The sequence below is a fragment of the Serratia sp. CY74737 genome (assembly GCF_052166775.1).
Lineage (GTDB): Bacteria > Pseudomonadota > Gammaproteobacteria > Enterobacterales > Enterobacteriaceae > Serratia > Serratia ureilytica.
On sequence record NZ_JBJNOF010000006.1, the window covers coordinates 237,920 to 252,827 of the forward strand.

Sequence of the window (14,908 nt, forward strand, 5' to 3'; positions counted from 1 at the left end):
CTTATTGGTGTTAAAGAATTATGACCGTTGAAATTGAACTGAAATTCATCGCCGCGCCGCAAGCGGTGGCCGCTCTGCCGCAATGGCTTGCCGCCTGGCCGCATCAGCATTCCGCGCCGCAAAAACTGACCAACATTTACTTCGAAACGGCCGATAACTTCCTGCGCAATCACGACATGGGGCTGCGCATTCGCGGTTTCGACGATCGCTATGAGATGACCATCAAAACCGCCGGTAAAGTGGTGGCCGGCCTGCACCAACGTCCGGAATACAACGTCGCTATCGCCGAGCCGCAGCTGGCGCTGGCGCAGTTTCCTGCCGACATCTGGCCGCAGGATTGTGATATCGCGGCGCTGCAGCAGGCGTTGCAGCCGCTGTTCCGTACCGACTTTGCGCGTGAAAAGTGGGTGGTTACTTACGGCCAAAGCGAGATCGAGATTGGCTTGGATCAGGGAGAGGTGCGCGCCGGTGACCTCAGCGAAGCCCTGAGCGAGATCGAACTGGAGCTGCTGAAAGGCAACACCGCCGATCTGCTGGCATTGGCCGGCGAGCTGGCGGCCCATGGCGGGCTGCGTCAGGGCAGCCTGAGCAAGGCGGCGCGCGGCTACCACCTGGCGCAGGGCAATCCGCCGCGCGAGGTGCGCCCGCTGCGGGTGCTGAAGCCGGCGGCGAAGGCGACCGTGGAGCAGGGGATGATCGCCGCCTTCGAGCTGGCGCTCAACCATTGGCAGTACCATGAGGAGCTGTGGCTGCGCGGCGATGCGCAGGCGCGCGGGGCGGTCCTCGAAGCGGTCGGCACCATCCGCCAGGCGCTGGTGATCTTCGGCGGCCTGGTGCCGCGCAAGGCCAGCGCCGATCTGCGCGCCCGCCTGACCGAGCTCGAACCGCTGTTGGCGGACAAAGCCGCGCAACCGGAGAGCCTGTGCTACAGCGCGGCCTATCTGCAATGTAAGTTGGCGCTCACATCATGGCTGGTGCGCGGCGCCTGGCGGCCGTTTATCGACGCCAAAGGGCAGGCCAAACTGGACGGTTCTTTCAAACGCTTCAGCGACATCATGCTGGGGCGCAGCGGCGCGGAGCTGAAAGAAGCCTTCAGCCGTACGCTGAACGAAGATGAATATCAGGAACAATTGCCGCGCCTGACGCGTCAGATTTCGGCGCTGGTCCTGCTGTCGGGCGCTTACCCCGACGAGCAGACCGGGCCTTATATCGACGCCTGGCGCGAGCTGCAGGCGGCGCTGAGCGAGCGCCGCCAGGGCTGGTATGAAGCCAGCCGCAAACAGGCCTTATCGCATGCGCCATTCTGGTTAAACGGCGCGCTTCGTTAATCCAGCCGGCCCGCCAGCCGTGGGCCGCAGAACGGGTCATACACTATGTCGCCACTTTCAGCCGCGTTACAGGCTCAGGCACAGCAGGTTGTGCAGCGTTTTCAGGAAGTTCACGGCGCGGACTGCGCCTTTAGCGAGCAAGAGCAGTGGGTGCTGGCGTCGAGCGACTTCGTCAGCGACGCGCTGCTCGCCCAGCCGGCCTGGCTGGCGACGCTGCGCGAACAGCCGCCGGCGCCCGGCGAGTGGCAACACTACGCCGCCTGGTTGCAGGACGAGCTGGAAGAGGTGCGCGACGAAGCGCAACTGATGCGCACGCTGCGTCTGTTTCGCCGCGAAACGCTGGTGCGCATCGCCTGGGCGCAGGCGCAGGGGCTGTGTTCGACCGAAGAAACGTTGCTGCAGCTGAGCGGGCTGGCGGAGACGCTGATCGTCAGCGCGCGCGACTGGCTGTACCAAACCTGTTGCCGCGAGTGGGGCACGCCGTGCAATGCCGACGGCGAACCGCAGCCGCTGCTGGTCCTCGGCATGGGCAAGCTGGGCGGCGGCGAACTGAACTTCTCGTCGGACATCGATCTGATCTTCGCTTACCCGGAAAATGGTCAAACCCAGGGCGGGCGGCGCGAGCTGGATAACGCCCAGTTCTTCACCCGTCTCGGCCAGCGGCTGATCAAGGCGCTGGATCAACAGACCATCGATGGCTTCGTCTATCGCGTGGACATGCGGCTGCGGCCGTTCGGCGACAGCGGCCCGTTGGTGATGAGCTTTGCGGCGCTGGAGGATTACTACCAGGAACAGGGGCGCGACTGGGAACGCTATGCGATGGTGAAGGCGCGCCTGATGGGCGGGGCGGAAGACGCCTACAGCCAGGAGCTGCGTAAAACGCTGCGGCCGTTCGTGTTCCGTCGTTACATTGATTTCAGCGTCATTCAGTCTCTGCGCAACATGAAGGGCATGATCGCCCGCGAAGTGCGGCGGCGCGGCCTGAAGGACAACATCAAGCTGGGCGCCGGCGGCATTCGCGAAATCGAATTCATCACCCAGGTATTCCAGCTGATCCGCGGCGGCCGTGAACCGGCGCTGCAGGGGCGTTCGCTGCTGCCGACGCTGCAGGCGGTGGGCGAGCTGGGGCTGCTGGAAAGCGAGCAGGTGCGGGCGCTGAGCGCCGCCTACCTGTTCCTGCGGCGGCTGGAGAACCTGCTGCAGGCGATCGGCGATCAGCAAACCCAGACGCTGCCGCAGGAGGCGCTCGATCAGGCCCGCTTGGCCTACGGCATGGGGTTGGCGGATTGGCCGGCGCTGATAGCGGCGCTGGACGTGCACATGCAGGCGGTGCGCGCGGTGTTCGACGACCTGATCGGCGACGATAGCCCGGATGTCGGCGAAGATCCCGACTACCAACACTACCACAGCCTGTGGCAGGACGCGCTGGAGGAAAATGAGCTGGCGCCGTTGACACCGCACCTGGACGAAGAGGGGCGCCGACAGATGCTGCGCACCATCGCCGATTTCCGCCATGACGTCGACAAGCGCACGATCGGCCCGCGCGGCCGCGACGTGCTCGATCAGCTGATGCCGCGCCTGTTGGCGGAAGTGTGCCCGCGCCAGGACGCGCCGACCGCGCTGGTGCGGCTGGCGCAGCTGCTGCTCAGCATCGTCACCCGTACGACCTACCTCGAGCTGCTGGTGGAGTACCACGCGGCGCTCAGCCATCTGATCCGCCTGTGCGCCGCGTCGCCGATGGTCGCCAACCAGCTGTCGCGTTACCCGCTGCTGCTGGACGAGCTGCTGGATCCGGCCACGCTGTATCAGCCGGTGGCGCTGGACGCCTACCGCAGCGAGCTGCGGCAGTATCTGCTGCGGGTGCCGGAAGACGACGAAGAGCAAAAGCTGGAGGCGCTGCGTCAGTTCAAACAGGCGCAGCAGCTGCGCATCGCCGCTGCGGATATCGCCGGCGCGCTGCCGGTGATGAAAGTGAGCGATCACCTGACTTATCTGGCTGAGGCGATCATCGACGCGGTGGTGCAACAGGCCTGGAGCGACATGGTGGCGCGCTACGGCCAGCCCACCCATTTGCAGGAGCGGGAGGGGCGCGGCTTTGCGGTAATCGGCTATGGCAAACTGGGCGGCTGGGAGCTGGGGTACAGTTCCGATCTCGATCTGGTGTTCCTGTTGGATTGCCCGCCGGAGGTGATGACCGACGGCGATCGCTGCATCGACGGCCGCCAGTTCTACCTGCGCCTGGCGCAGCGGGTGATGCATCTGTTCAGCACCCGCACGTCCTCGGGCATTCTGTATGAGGTGGACGCGCGCCTGCGGCCTTCCGGCGCCGCGGGGATGCTGGTCAGCACCGTCGAGGCGTTCGCCGACTACCAGCAAAACGAGGCCTGGACCTGGGAGCATCAGGCCCTGGTGCGCGCGCGCATCGTGCACGGCGATCCGGCGCTGCATCAGCAGTTCGACGCGATCCGGCGCGAGATCCTGTGCAAAACGCGCGATGCGGAGATCCTGAAGCGCGAAGTGCGCGAGATGCGCGAAAAGATGCGCAACCATCTTGGCAACAAGCAGCGCGATCTGTTTGATATCAAAACCGATGAGGGCGGCATTACCGACATCGAATTTATCGCCCAATATCTGGTCTTACGCTATGCGCCGGGTGAACCGCGGCTGACGCGTTGGTCGGACAACGTGCGCATCTTCGAGCTGATGGCCAATTACGACATCATGCCGGAGGAGGAGGCGCGCGCGTTGACCCAGGCCTATGTCACCATGCGCGACGAGATCCACCATCTGGCGCTGCAGGAGCATTCCGGCAAGGTCGGCAGCGAACTGTTCGCCGCCGAGCGCGAGCAGGTGCGCGCCAGCTGGGCCAAATGGCTGGATTAATACCTTTTTGCGGGTATTCCGGCGGTCTGTGGTAATATCTGCGCCACTAAAATTTTGTACTTTTTTGGAGTTATCGGATGAAAGTTACGCTGCCTGATTTTCGCCGCGCCGGTGTGCTGGTGGTCGGTGACGTCATGTTGGATCGCTATTGGTATGGGCCGACCAGCCGCATTTCACCGGAAGCCCCGGTGCCGGTGGTCAAGGTCGATACCATCGAAGAGCGTCCCGGCGGCGCGGCTAACGTGGCGATGAACATCGCTTCGCTGGGGGCCACTTCCCGCCTGGTGGGCCTGACCGGCATCGACGATGCGGCGCGGGCGCTGAGCGCCAAGCTGAATGAAGTCAACGTGCGCTGCGACTTCGTCTCGGTGCCGACCCATCCGACCATCACCAAGCTGCGCGTGCTGTCGCGCAACCAGCAGCTGATCCGTCTCGACTTCGAAGAAGGCTTCTCCAACGTCGATCCGCAGCCGATGCTGGAGCGCATTCAGCAGGCGCTGCCGCAGATCGGCGCGCTGGTGCTGTCCGATTACGCCAAGGGCGCGCTCAGCCAGGTGCAGGGCATGATCCAACTGGCGCGCGCCGCCAAGGTGCCGGTGCTGATCGATCCGAAAGGCTCTGACTTCGAGCGCTATCGCGGCGCGACGCTGCTGACGCCGAACCTGTCCGAGTTCGAAGCGGTGGTGGGCCACTGCAAGGATGAGGCGGAACTGGTGGAACGCGGCATGAAGCTGGTGGCGGATTTTGAGCTGTCGGCGCTGTTGGTCACCCGTTCCGAACACGGCATGACGCTGCTGCAGCCGGGCGTTGAACCGCTGCATTTGCCGACCCAGGCGCAGGAAGTGTTCGATGTGACCGGCGCGGGCGACACCGTGATCGGCGTGCTGGCCGCCTCGCTGGCCGCCGGTAATTCGCTGGAAGAGTCCTGTTTCCTGGCCAACGCCGCCGCCGGCGTGGTGGTGGGCAAGCTTGGCACCTCTACCGTGTCGCCCATCGAGCTGGAAAACGCGGTGCGCGGCCGTGCCGAAACCGGCTTTGGCGTGATGACCGAAGCGCAGTTGAAGCATGCCGTGGCGCAGGCGCGTCAGCGCGGCGAAAAAGTGGTGATGACCAACGGCATCTTCGACATTTTGCATGCCGGCCACGTCTCTTATCTGGCCAACGCCCGCAAGCTGGGCGACCGCCTGATCGTGGCGGTGAACAGCGATGCGTCGACCAAACGCCTGAAAGGGGAAACACGCCCGGTCAACGCGCTGGAGAATCGGATGATCGTGCTGGGCGCGCTGGAAGCGGTGGATTGGGTGGTGCCGTTCGAAGAGGATACGCCGCAGCGCTTGATCGCCGACATCCTGCCGGATCTGCTGGTGAAAGGCGGTGATTACAAACCGGAAGAGATTGCCGGCAGTGCGGAAGTGTGGGCCAACGGCGGCGATGTCAAAGTGCTGAACTTTGAAGACGGGCTGTCGACCACCAACATCATCAAAGCGATCAAAGACGGGCGCGGCTAACGCCGGGCGACGTAAAGAACAAGGGCGCGCGGTGCGCGCCCTTGGCGGGAATTATTCGTCTTCCTGTTTGGCGGCCGGCGCCGCGCTCAGCTTGCTTTCCAGCTCGGCCATGCGCTGTTCCAACAGCGCCAGCTTTTCGCGGGTGCGCAACAGCACCTGAGTCTGCACGTCGAACTCTTCGCGGTTAACCAAATCCAGGCGGGTCAACTGCGACTGCAGCACCTGACGGATTTTTTTCTCAACGTCTTCCCCGAATTCACGAACGCCTTTAGGCATGGACTCATGAACCTGGCGTGCGATTTGTTCGATTTTTTTCGGGTCAATCATGGCGTATCCCTTTCAGAGTTTAATAGCTGCCGCTTAGTGTAATGCGAGTTGCCCGCCGGATAAACACCATTAAGCGCATTCGCCGCGCGTGGCCGAATTGTGCTTTTGCCAATTGCCCTGTCTATCCATTAGCGTTATAGTCATCTTGCTTATTCTCAGGGCGGGGTGAAAGTCCCCACCGGCGGTAAATCACCTTCTACGGTGAAAGCCCGCGAGCGCTCAGCCAGCCTGTAAAGGCCGGTTAGAGGTCAGCAGATCCGGTGTAATTCCGGGGCCGACGGTTATAGTCCGGATGGGAGAGAGTAACGGTATCTGCCGGGCATGCGCCCGCTTGCGTTATTTTTTTAGCTATTGCTAGCTACTCCTCAAGATCGCCCTGGTTCTGGTAATCCATAATTTTTAATGAGGTTTTTTACCATGAATCAGACGCTACTTTCAGACTTCGGCACGCCGACAGAACGCGTTGAACGCGCGATCGACGCACTGCGCAACGGGCGCGGCGTGATGGTGCTCGATGATGAAAACCGTGAAAACGAAGGTGACATGATCTTCGCCGCGGAAACCATGACCGTTGAGCAGATGGCGCTGACCATTCGCCACGGCAGCGGCATCGTGTGCCTATGCATCACCGAAGAACGCCGTCAGCAGCTTGAGCTGCCGATGATGGTGACCAACAACTCCAGCCAGTTCCAGACCGCCTTCACCGTGACCATCGAAGCGGCGCAGGGCGTGACCACCGGGGTTTCCGCTTCCGATCGCCTGACCACCATCCGTGCGGCGGTGGCAGACAGCGCCAAGCCGAGCGACCTGAACCGTCCGGGCCACGTATTCCCGCTGCGCGCGCAGCCGGGCGGCGTGCTGAGCCGTCGCGGCCACACCGAAGCGACCATCGATCTGGTCTCCATGGCCGGTTTCAAACCTGCCGGCGTGCTGTGTGAACTGACCAACGACGATGGCAGCATGGCGCATGCGCCGGAAGTGATCGCCTTCGCCAAACAGCACGACATGGTGGTGCTGACCATCGAAGATCTGGTGGCCTACCGCCAGGCGCACGAGAAAAAAGCCAGCTGATAGCCGGCCGCTTTCAACGATAAAAAAGCCGCGTAATGCGGCTTTTTTGTATCTACCGTTCTGACAGGCGTTCGCCGATGCGGCTGGCGTAATTCATCACGTGGAAGGTGTAGTTCTCCTCAACCGTACCCTGGAACAGATGTGCCCAGGGACCGATGGCGTAGATGCCGAGATCTTCCCCGCCGTGCGTCTCGCTTTTCAGCGGCACCAGCGCCGGCTGAATAAAGTCGGGCGCGGTGGTTTGCTCCATGGTCAATGCCGGGCGCTCGGTCAGCGGGATCGCGCCGCCGGGGCCGTTGGCGAAACCGAGGGTGGTGTAGGGCTTGCCGTCGCTGCCCAGCCGAGGTTTACCGTCGACGCCGACGGAAATGCCGAGGATAGGATTGCCGCGCTTGGCATAGCCGGCGATGGTCAGCGTGTGGCTGTGATCGCCGGTCACGATCACCAGCGTTTCGTCCAGGTTGACCTTGCCGACGATGGTTTTCACCGCCTCGTTCAGGGCGACCGCGTCGCTCAGCGTGCGGTAGGCGTTGCCGTTATGGCTGCCGTGATCGACGCGCCCGCCTTCCACCAGCAGCAGATAGCCTTCGGGATTCCTGGCCAGAATATCGATGGCCTTGCTGGTCATTTCCGCCAGCGAAGGCTCTCCCGCCGCGTCTTGCCGCCGATCGTGCTCGAAGTTCATGTGCGACGGCTCAAACAGGGCCAACAGGTGGTCGACCTTACCCGGTTCGATTTTGTCGAACTGGGCCTGATTCCAGACGTATTGTCCGCGCTCGCCGTAGCGTTGCAGCCAGGCCTGCGTCAGGTCACGGCCGTCCTTTCTGGCGCCTTTCTTGCCGGGATATTCAGGATCGCTCACGCTGTCGGGCAGGAAGTTGGCGCGCCCGCCGCCCATCGCCACGTTCAGGCCGTTGCCGTACTTCATTTCCACCAGCTGGCGCGCGATGTCGCGGCAGCCTGCGGCCAGGGCATCCGCCGGCATTTTGGCGTCAGACTCCCAGTCGCGGTTGGCGATATGGGCATAGGTGGCGCCCGGCGTGGCGTGGGTGATGGTCGCGGTCGTCACGGCGCCGGTAGCCATGCCGAGCGTTGCGGCCATCTCCCACAGCGTGGTGACGGCCTTGGTTTGCTGATCCTCGCAGTTGTTGAGGGCGGCCGTATGGTTGAGGCCCATCAGATCGTTGATGGTTTTGACGCCGGTGGTCATCGCCACCGCGCTGGGCGCAGAGTCGGTGATTTGGGCGTCGGCGGAGTAGGTTTTGGCCGCCGCCAGATAGGGGAAGGCTTCCCAGGCCAGCACGTTGGATTCGCCGTCCACGCCGCGCTGCTGCCCTTCAAAAATGCGGGCGGCGGTCACGGTGGAAAACCCCATGCCGTCACCGACCACCAGAATGACGTTTTTGGCGCGGTTGGTGTTTGGGGTCTGTTTCAGTCGCTGTTGCAGCTGAGCTTGCGCCTGAAGGAAGTAAGGATCTTCGCGCTGCGTCAGCGGCGCGTTGTCCGCCGCGCCGGTAGTTGCCGCCCCGGTGGCGAACAAGGACATGGAAAGCGCCAGGCGGGTTGCCAGTGTGAGTCTGAACATGAATTCCTCCTTGGTGAGACGTGATTCCCGTAGCGCCGACGGGCTGCCAACACCCTGTCGACGGCAGGAGGAGTGTATCGATTGTGTTAACAAAAAATACATAAATTGTTCACAAATTGGATCTGTGTGGCAGTAATGTCATGGTATTCATGATTTTTATTAATTATTTGAAAATCATTCATTTTTTAACTTTTTGCTTGCCGGTGCATTTTTGCGATTTTTAATTCAAATTTATTGAATATCTTCATCACGGTTATCCGGCTGTGTTGCTGCGGCAAAGCGCGTAATGTAACGCCATAGCACAATTTGAACTAAGGATCCCTCTATGAACACCTCTCGTATGCCGGCACTGTTTCTTGGCCACGGTAGCCCGATGAACGTGCTGGAAGACAACCGCTACACCCAGGCATGGCGTGCGTTGGGTGAGTCATTGCCGCGTCCGAAGGCGATCGTGGCGGTTTCTGCGCATTGGTATACCCGCGGCACTGCGGTCACCGCGATGGAAAAACCCAAAACCATTCACGACTTCGGCGGGTTCCCGCAGGCGCTGTTTGATACCCGCTATCCTGCGCCGGGTTCCCCCGCGCTGGCCGCGCAGCTGCAGCACATTCTGGCGCCGGTGCCGGTAACGGCGGATCTCGGCGAGTGGGGGTTGGATCACGGCACCTGGGGCGTATTGATCAAGATGTATCCCAATGCCGATATCCCGGTGGTGCAGCTCAGCGTCGACGGCACTCAGCCGGCGGCTTACCACTATGAGCTGGGCCGCAAACTCGCGGCGCTGCGGGATGAGGGCGTGATGATCGTCGCCAGCGGCAACGTGGTGCACAACCTGCGCATGGTGAAATGGCAGGGCGATACCAGCGCCTATCCGTGGGCGGAGTCTTTCAATAACTTTGTCCGGGATAACCTGCGTTATCGGGGCGATAACCACCCGCTGGTGGATTTCATGCGCCATGAGGGCGCAGCGCTGTCGAACCCGACGCCGGAACACTATCTACCATTGCTGTATGTGCTCGGCGGCTGGGATGGAAAAGAGGCCATCAGCGTGCCGATCGACGGTATCGAAATGGGAGCGCTGAGTATGCTGTCGGTGCAGGTGGGCTAAAGAAAAACGCCAGTCAGAGACTGGCGTTTTTGCCTTCAGCGGGGCGATCAGCCGAGGATGGTGTGCGGATAGAAGCGCGACAGATCCTGCGTGATCAGTTCGCGATCTTCGCGCAGGCCGATGCCGCAGGGTTGATCGTTCACCAGCCAGCTGCCGATCAGCGTGTAGCTGTCTTCGAACTTCGGCAGCGGATGGAACTGCTGCACGACCATGCCTTCTTCACCGTACGGCCCATCGACGCGCGCCACTTCCTGACCGTTTTCGACGATCTGGATATTGGCGCCTTCGCGTGAGAACAGCGGTTTGGTGACGTAATGATCCATCGGCGGATGATCGTCTTGCGCGAAATAAGCCGGCAGCAGGTTAGGGTGATTCGGGAACATTTCCCACAGCAGCGGCAGCAGCGCCTTGTTGGAGATGATGCTTTTCCAGGCCGGCTCCAGCCAGCGCACGCCGGCGTCTTCCAGCTTGGTGGAGAACATCTCGCGCAGCATGAATTCCCACGGATAGAGCTTGAACAGGTTGCCGATCACCTGATCCTGCAGATCGGTGAACTGGCCTTTCTCGCCGAGGCCGATCTCTTCCATGAACAGGAACTCGGTCGGCAGACCGGCTTCCTGCGCGCAGTCCTGCAGATATTGCACCGTGCCGCGATCTTCTTCGCTGTCCTGGCAGCAGGCCAGGTGCAACAGGCCGAAGCCGTGATGCGCTTTCAGCTCGGCGAAACGCTCGATCAGTTTCTCCTGCAGGCTGTTGTACTGATCCGATTCCGGATCCAGCTTGCCGGCGTTGATCTGGTCTTCCAGCCACAGCCATTGGAAGAAGGCCGCTTCATACAGTGAGGTGGGCGTATCGGCGTTGTTCTCCAGCAGCTTCGGCGGATTGACGCCGTCGTAGGCCAGATCGAGACGCGAATACAGCGACGGCTGGTTGGTGCGCCAGGAGCTGCGCACGAATTCCCAGGTGTGTTTCGGGATGCAGAACTTGGCCATCAGCTCATCGCTGGCGACCACTTTCTCCACCACCTGCAGGCACATCTGATGCAGCTCGGCGGTGGCGTTTTCGATCTCTTCAATCTGCGCCAGCGTGAACTGGTAATAGGCGTCTTCACACCAGTACGGCTCGCCGTACATGGTGTGGAAACGGAAGCCGAACTCGGTCGCTTTTTCGCGCCAGTCCGGGCGCTCGGTAATGGCAATACGTTTCATGCATCAACCGCCCATGCTGCGAGAGCCGGAGTTGGAGGTGGCGCTGCTGCGCTGCATGCTGGTCTGCTTGGCCACGGTCTCGCCGAAACCGCCGCGGGTCACGGTGTTGGTGACCGCAGGCTTCGGCGCCATGGCGGTTTTCGGCACCGTCATGGTGCGGCCGCCGGCGGTGGCCGGGCCGTAGCTCTTGCCGCTGGCGTCGACAAACTTGCCGTTCGCCGGGCTGGCGGCGTTCTTGGAGGTGAACAGCGGCTGCTGCGCGAAGCCGGAACCGCCCATCAGGCGGCCCATCATGTAGCCCGCCATCAGCGGCATCCAGAAGCTGCCGCTGCTTTGCGATTCCGCCGCCATGCCGGCCTGCGCCGGAGCCGGCGCCTGGGTGCACTGCGCTTCGCCGAACTCGGCGACGCAGTCTTCGCGGGTGGCGTATTTCGGCGCGGTTTTCGCCGCTTCTTTCAGGGCGTTGTTGTAGGCGGTAGTGCACTGCTCGCTCATCGAAGGGTTGGCGCGCGAACAGTCATCGGCATTCTGATACAGGGAGACCGTCTCATCGCTCTTCTCGCAGCCGGCCAGCATAAAGACGGCGCTGATCGCCAAGGCCACGGGCGCGACACGGTAGCTGCGCCAGGATTTGCGGAACGTCTCTTGGTTGATGTTTTTTGTCCGTTTCATCGTTATCAATCCCATCATGCGGGCTGTTTTCGCCCTTTCCCAGTAGTGGCGCTAAGGATAGGGGAAACATGGTCAAAATTAAAGCTGAAACGCCCGCAGAATCCACTCTTTACGCAGTTATACGTTGGGGTGTGCGCCAGTTCGCTTTCGCGGCGAAAAAACGCGCGTTGGCGTTTCATCATGAAACGTTATCGCTATGATGATGTTCCATAATGGAACAAAAATCGCGTGGCTCGCCAGGCGGGCGGCAGACGCTCATAGTCGAAGCACAACAACAAGCCGGCGGCGAAGTCGGCGCGTCATCACCTGATATCTGAACGTTACCATCGCCAACTCCCTACAAGGATCCGGTTATGTTGAGAATCATCCAGTCACCAGGCAAATACATTCAGGGCGCCAATGCGCTGGCCGCCGTCGGCGAATACGCCAAATCCCTCGCCGACCATTATTTCGTGATCGCCGACGACTTCGTGATGCAGTTGGCGGGAGACACCCTGATGGGCAGTCTGCAGCAGCACGGCGTGAAACATCATGCGGCCCGCTTCAACGGCGAGTGCTGCCGTAAAGAGATAGACCGGCTAGGCCGCGAGCTGCAGACCCACGGTTGCCGCGGGGTGATCGGCGTCGGCGGCGGCAAGACGCTCGACACCGCCAAGGCCGTCGCCCACTACCAACGGCTGCCGGTGGTGCTCATTCCCACCATCGCCTCCACCGATGCGCCGACCAGCGCGCTGTCGGTTATCTACACCGAACAGGGCGAATTCGCCGAATACCTGATCTACCCGCGCAACCCGGACATGGTAGTGATGGACAGCGCCATCATCGCCAAAGCGCCGGTGCGCCTGCTGGTAGCCGGCATGGGCGACGCGCTCTCCACCTATTTCGAAGCGCAGGCCTGCTTCGACGCTCAGGCCACCAGCATGGCCGGCGGCAAATCGACGCTGGCGGCGCTCAGTCTGGCGCGGCTGTGTTACGACACGCTGCTGGCCGAAGGGGTGAAGGCCAAGCTGGCGGTCGAGGCCGGCGTGGTGACGGAAGCGGTGGAACGCATCATTGAGGCCAATACGTATCTGAGCGGCATCGGCTTCGAGAGCAGCGGGCTGGCGGCGGCGCACGCCATTCACAACGGTTTCACCGTGCTGGAGGAGTGTCACCACCTCTATCACGGCGAAAAAGTGGCGTTCGGCACCCTGGCGCAGCTGGTGCTGCAGAACAGCCCGATGGCGCAGATTGAAACCGTGCTGGCGTTTTGTCATGGCATCGGCTTGCCGATCACGCTGGCGCAGATGGGCGTTATCGGCGACGTGGCGACGAAGACGATGGCGGTGGCCGAGGCCAGCTGCGCCGCCGGCGAAACCATTCACAATATGCCGTTCAAGGTCACCCCTGCCGGCGTGCAGGCGGCGATCCTGACGGCGGATCGGCTCGGCGCCGCCTGGCTGCTGCGTCATTGATACCGTTGGGGCGCGGTGCGCCGCGCCCCTGGCTTACAGAGGAAACCATCGTGAAAAAACTGATTAATCAGGTCGAGTCGGTGTTGGAAGAGCAGTTGCAGGGGCTGGCAGAGGCTCATCCCGAGTTGCTGGTGCATGCGGATCCGGCGTTCGTCACCCGCGCCGACGCGCCGGTAGCGGGCAAAGTGGCAATTCTGTCCGGCGGCGGCAGCGGCCACGAGCCGATGCACTGCGGTTTCGTCGGTGAAGGGATGCTCGACGGCGCCTGTCCAGGCGAGATTTTCACCTCGCCGACGCCGGATAAAATGTACGAGTGCGGTCAGGCGATCGACGGCGGCGCCGGGGTACTGCTGCTGATCAAGAACTACACCGGCGACGTGCTCAACTTCGAAACCGCCACCGAGCTGCTGCACGACAGCGGCGTCGCGGTGGCGACGGTGCTGGTGGATGACGACGTGGCGGTCAAGGACAGCCTGTTCACCGCCGGGCGGCGCGGGGTGGCCAACACCGTGCTGATGGAGAAATTGCTGGGCGCCGCCGCGGCGCGCGGCGACGATCTGGACAGCGTGGTGACGCTGGGGCATCGCATCAACAACCACGGGCATTCGATCGGTATCGCGCTGGGCGCCTGTACCGTCCCCGCCGCCGGCAAACCGTCGTTCACCCTGGCGGAGAACGAGATGGAGTTCGGCGTCGGCATTCACGGCGAGCCGGGCATTGCGCGCCGTCTGTTCACCACGCTCAACGCGGCGGTGGATGACATGTTCCATACGCTGATCGACCACGGCCACTATCAGCGCACGATCCGCGTCTGGGATCGCCAACAGGGCGAGTGGCGCGACGAGATGCAGACCAAGCAGCCGCTGACGCGCGGCGATCGGGTGATCGCGTTGGTCAACAACCTGGGCGCCACGCCGCTGTCCGAGCTGTACGGCGTGTACCATCGGCTGGCGGAGCGCTGCGCCGAGGCGGGCATCATCATCGAACGCAACCTGGTGGGCGCGTATTGCACTTCGCTCGATATGCAGGGCGTGTCCATCACGTTGTTGAACGTGGACGACGAACTGTTGTCCTTGTGGGATGCGCCGGTGAAAACGCCTGCGCTGCGTTGGGGTTGCTGAGGAGGAATTATGGCGTTGACCAAACCACAGGTCGTCGATTGGCTGATGCGTTGCGGCGAAGTGTTCAGCCGGGAGCGCGATTTTCTTACCCAACTGGACACCGAGATCGGCGATGCCGACCACGGCCTGAACATGAATCGCGGTTTCAATAAGGTGGTGGAAAAGCTGCCGTCGGTGGCGGACAAGGATATCGGCTTTATCCTGAAAAACACCGGCATGACGCTGCTGTCGAGCGTAGGCGGCGCCAGCGGTCCGCTGTTCGGCACCTTCTTCATCCGCGCGGCGCAGGCGGCGAACGCCAAGCAAAGCCTGGATCTGGCGGAGCTGCATCAAATGATGCAGGAAGGGGTGGAAGGCGTGGTGATGCGCGGCAAGGCGGAGCCGGGCGACAAGACCATGTGCGATGCCTGGTGGCCGGTGGTGGAAAGCCTCGGCCAGTCCGCGCAGCAGAACCTGAGCGTGGCGGAGGCGCTGCAGCGCGCCGCCGACAGCGCCGAGCGGGCGGTGGAGAGCACCATCACCATGCAGGCGCGCAAGGGGCGGGCCAGTTACCTGGGCGAGCGCAGCATCGGCCACCAGGATCCCGGCGCCACTTCGGTGATGCTGATGATGAAAACGCTGGCCGAGGTCGCCGGCAGTTAGC

General features: G+C 62.3%; 12 protein-coding genes and 1 riboswitch. Of the genes, 8 read left to right on the top strand and 4 right to left on the bottom strand.

Annotated elements, in window-relative coordinates; all coding sequences use genetic code 11:
• Positions 1-20: 20 nt before the first annotated feature.
• The 3 genes from ACJ8PE_RS10580 to hldE all read left to right on the top strand — a co-directional run bounded on the left by ACJ8PE_RS10580 (position 21) and on the right by hldE (position 5,719).
• Positions 21-1,328 (top strand): CYTH domain-containing protein, encoded by a 1,308-nt coding sequence (locus ACJ8PE_RS10580; RefSeq protein ID WP_047573618.1) that lies wholly within the window; start codon positions 21-23, stop codon positions 1,326-1,328.
• Between the two features lie 45 nt (positions 1,329-1,373).
• Positions 1,374-4,211 carry a bifunctional [glutamate--ammonia ligase]-adenylyl-L-tyrosine phosphorylase/[glutamate--ammonia-ligase] adenylyltransferase gene (gene glnE, locus ACJ8PE_RS10585; RefSeq protein WP_404769025.1) on the top strand — a complete coding sequence of 946 codons (2,838 nt, stop codon included), beginning with the start codon at positions 1,374-1,376 and terminating at the stop codon, positions 4,209-4,211.
• 77 nt (positions 4,212-4,288) lie between these two features.
• Positions 4,289-5,719 carry a bifunctional D-glycero-beta-D-manno-heptose-7-phosphate kinase/D-glycero-beta-D-manno-heptose 1-phosphate adenylyltransferase HldE gene (gene hldE / locus ACJ8PE_RS10590; RefSeq protein ID WP_019453075.1) on the top strand — a complete coding sequence of 477 codons (1,431 nt, stop codon included), beginning with the start codon at positions 4,289-4,291 and terminating at the stop codon, positions 5,717-5,719.
• Positions 5,720-5,770: 51 nt separating this feature from the next.
• Here hldE and ubiK read toward each other — a convergent pair whose 3' ends face one another.
• On the bottom strand, positions 5,771-6,046 hold the full coding sequence (gene ubiK / locus ACJ8PE_RS10595; protein ID WP_004937216.1) for a ubiquinone biosynthesis accessory factor UbiK: 276 nt from the start codon (positions 6,044-6,046) through the stop codon (positions 5,771-5,773).
• Between the two features lie 147 nt (positions 6,047-6,193).
• Positions 6,194-6,354, top strand: a riboswitch (FMN riboswitch).
• 109 nt (positions 6,355-6,463) lie between these two features.
• Between ubiK and ribB the strand changes: the two genes are divergently transcribed.
• Entirely contained in the window at positions 6,464-7,117 is a 654-nt protein-coding gene (gene ribB / locus ACJ8PE_RS10600; RefSeq protein ID WP_033636071.1) for a 3,4-dihydroxy-2-butanone-4-phosphate synthase, read from the top strand.
• A gap of 52 nt (positions 7,118-7,169) precedes the next feature.
• On the opposite strand, the gene ACJ8PE_RS10605 is transcribed toward ribB, so the two are convergent.
• A complete protein-coding gene (locus tag ACJ8PE_RS10605) occupies positions 7,170-8,702 on the bottom strand; it encodes an alkaline phosphatase (RefSeq protein ID WP_404769026.1) in 1,533 nt (510 codons plus the stop codon).
• 325 nt (positions 8,703-9,027) lie between these two features.
• Between ACJ8PE_RS10605 and ygiD the strand changes: the two genes are divergently transcribed.
• On the top strand, positions 9,028-9,810 hold the full coding sequence (gene ygiD / locus ACJ8PE_RS10610; RefSeq protein ID WP_033644599.1) for a 4,5-DOPA dioxygenase extradiol: 783 nt from the start codon (positions 9,028-9,030) through the stop codon (positions 9,808-9,810).
• Positions 9,811-9,857: 47 nt separating this feature from the next.
• Here ygiD and ACJ8PE_RS10615 read toward each other — a convergent pair whose 3' ends face one another.
• Together ACJ8PE_RS10615 and ACJ8PE_RS10620 are read right to left on the bottom strand one after the other, a co-directional pair.
• Positions 9,858-11,018, bottom strand: coding sequence for a glutathionylspermidine synthase family protein (locus ACJ8PE_RS10615; RefSeq protein ID WP_197792710.1), 1,161 nt, complete (start codon positions 11,016-11,018; stop codon positions 9,858-9,860).
• Between the two features lie 3 nt (positions 11,019-11,021).
• Entirely contained in the window at positions 11,022-11,690 is a 669-nt protein-coding gene (locus ACJ8PE_RS10620; protein ID WP_033644601.1) for a DUF1190 family protein, read from the bottom strand.
• A 353-nt stretch (positions 11,691-12,043) separates the two neighbouring features.
• On the opposite strand from ACJ8PE_RS10620, the gene ACJ8PE_RS10625 reads away from it, so the two are divergent.
• Genes ACJ8PE_RS10625 through dhaL form a run of 3 tightly spaced genes read left to right on the top strand, consistent with a single transcriptional unit; the run spans position 12,044 to position 14,907 of the window.
• On the top strand, positions 12,044-13,144 hold the full coding sequence (locus tag ACJ8PE_RS10625; protein ID WP_197759921.1) for a glycerol dehydrogenase: 1,101 nt from the start codon (positions 12,044-12,046) through the stop codon (positions 13,142-13,144).
• A gap of 50 nt (positions 13,145-13,194) precedes the next feature.
• Positions 13,195-14,265: a dihydroxyacetone kinase subunit DhaK gene (gene dhaK / locus ACJ8PE_RS10630; RefSeq protein WP_197792709.1), complete on the top strand. Its 1,071-nt coding sequence runs from the start codon at positions 13,195-13,197 to the stop codon at positions 14,263-14,265.
• Between the two features lie 9 nt (positions 14,266-14,274).
• The gene (gene dhaL / locus ACJ8PE_RS10635) at positions 14,275-14,907 is read left to right on the top strand and encodes a dihydroxyacetone kinase subunit DhaL (protein ID WP_033644604.1); all 633 of its coding nucleotides are present in this window, start codon (positions 14,275-14,277) and stop codon (positions 14,905-14,907) included.
• The last annotated feature ends 1 nt before the right edge of the window (position 14,908 follow it).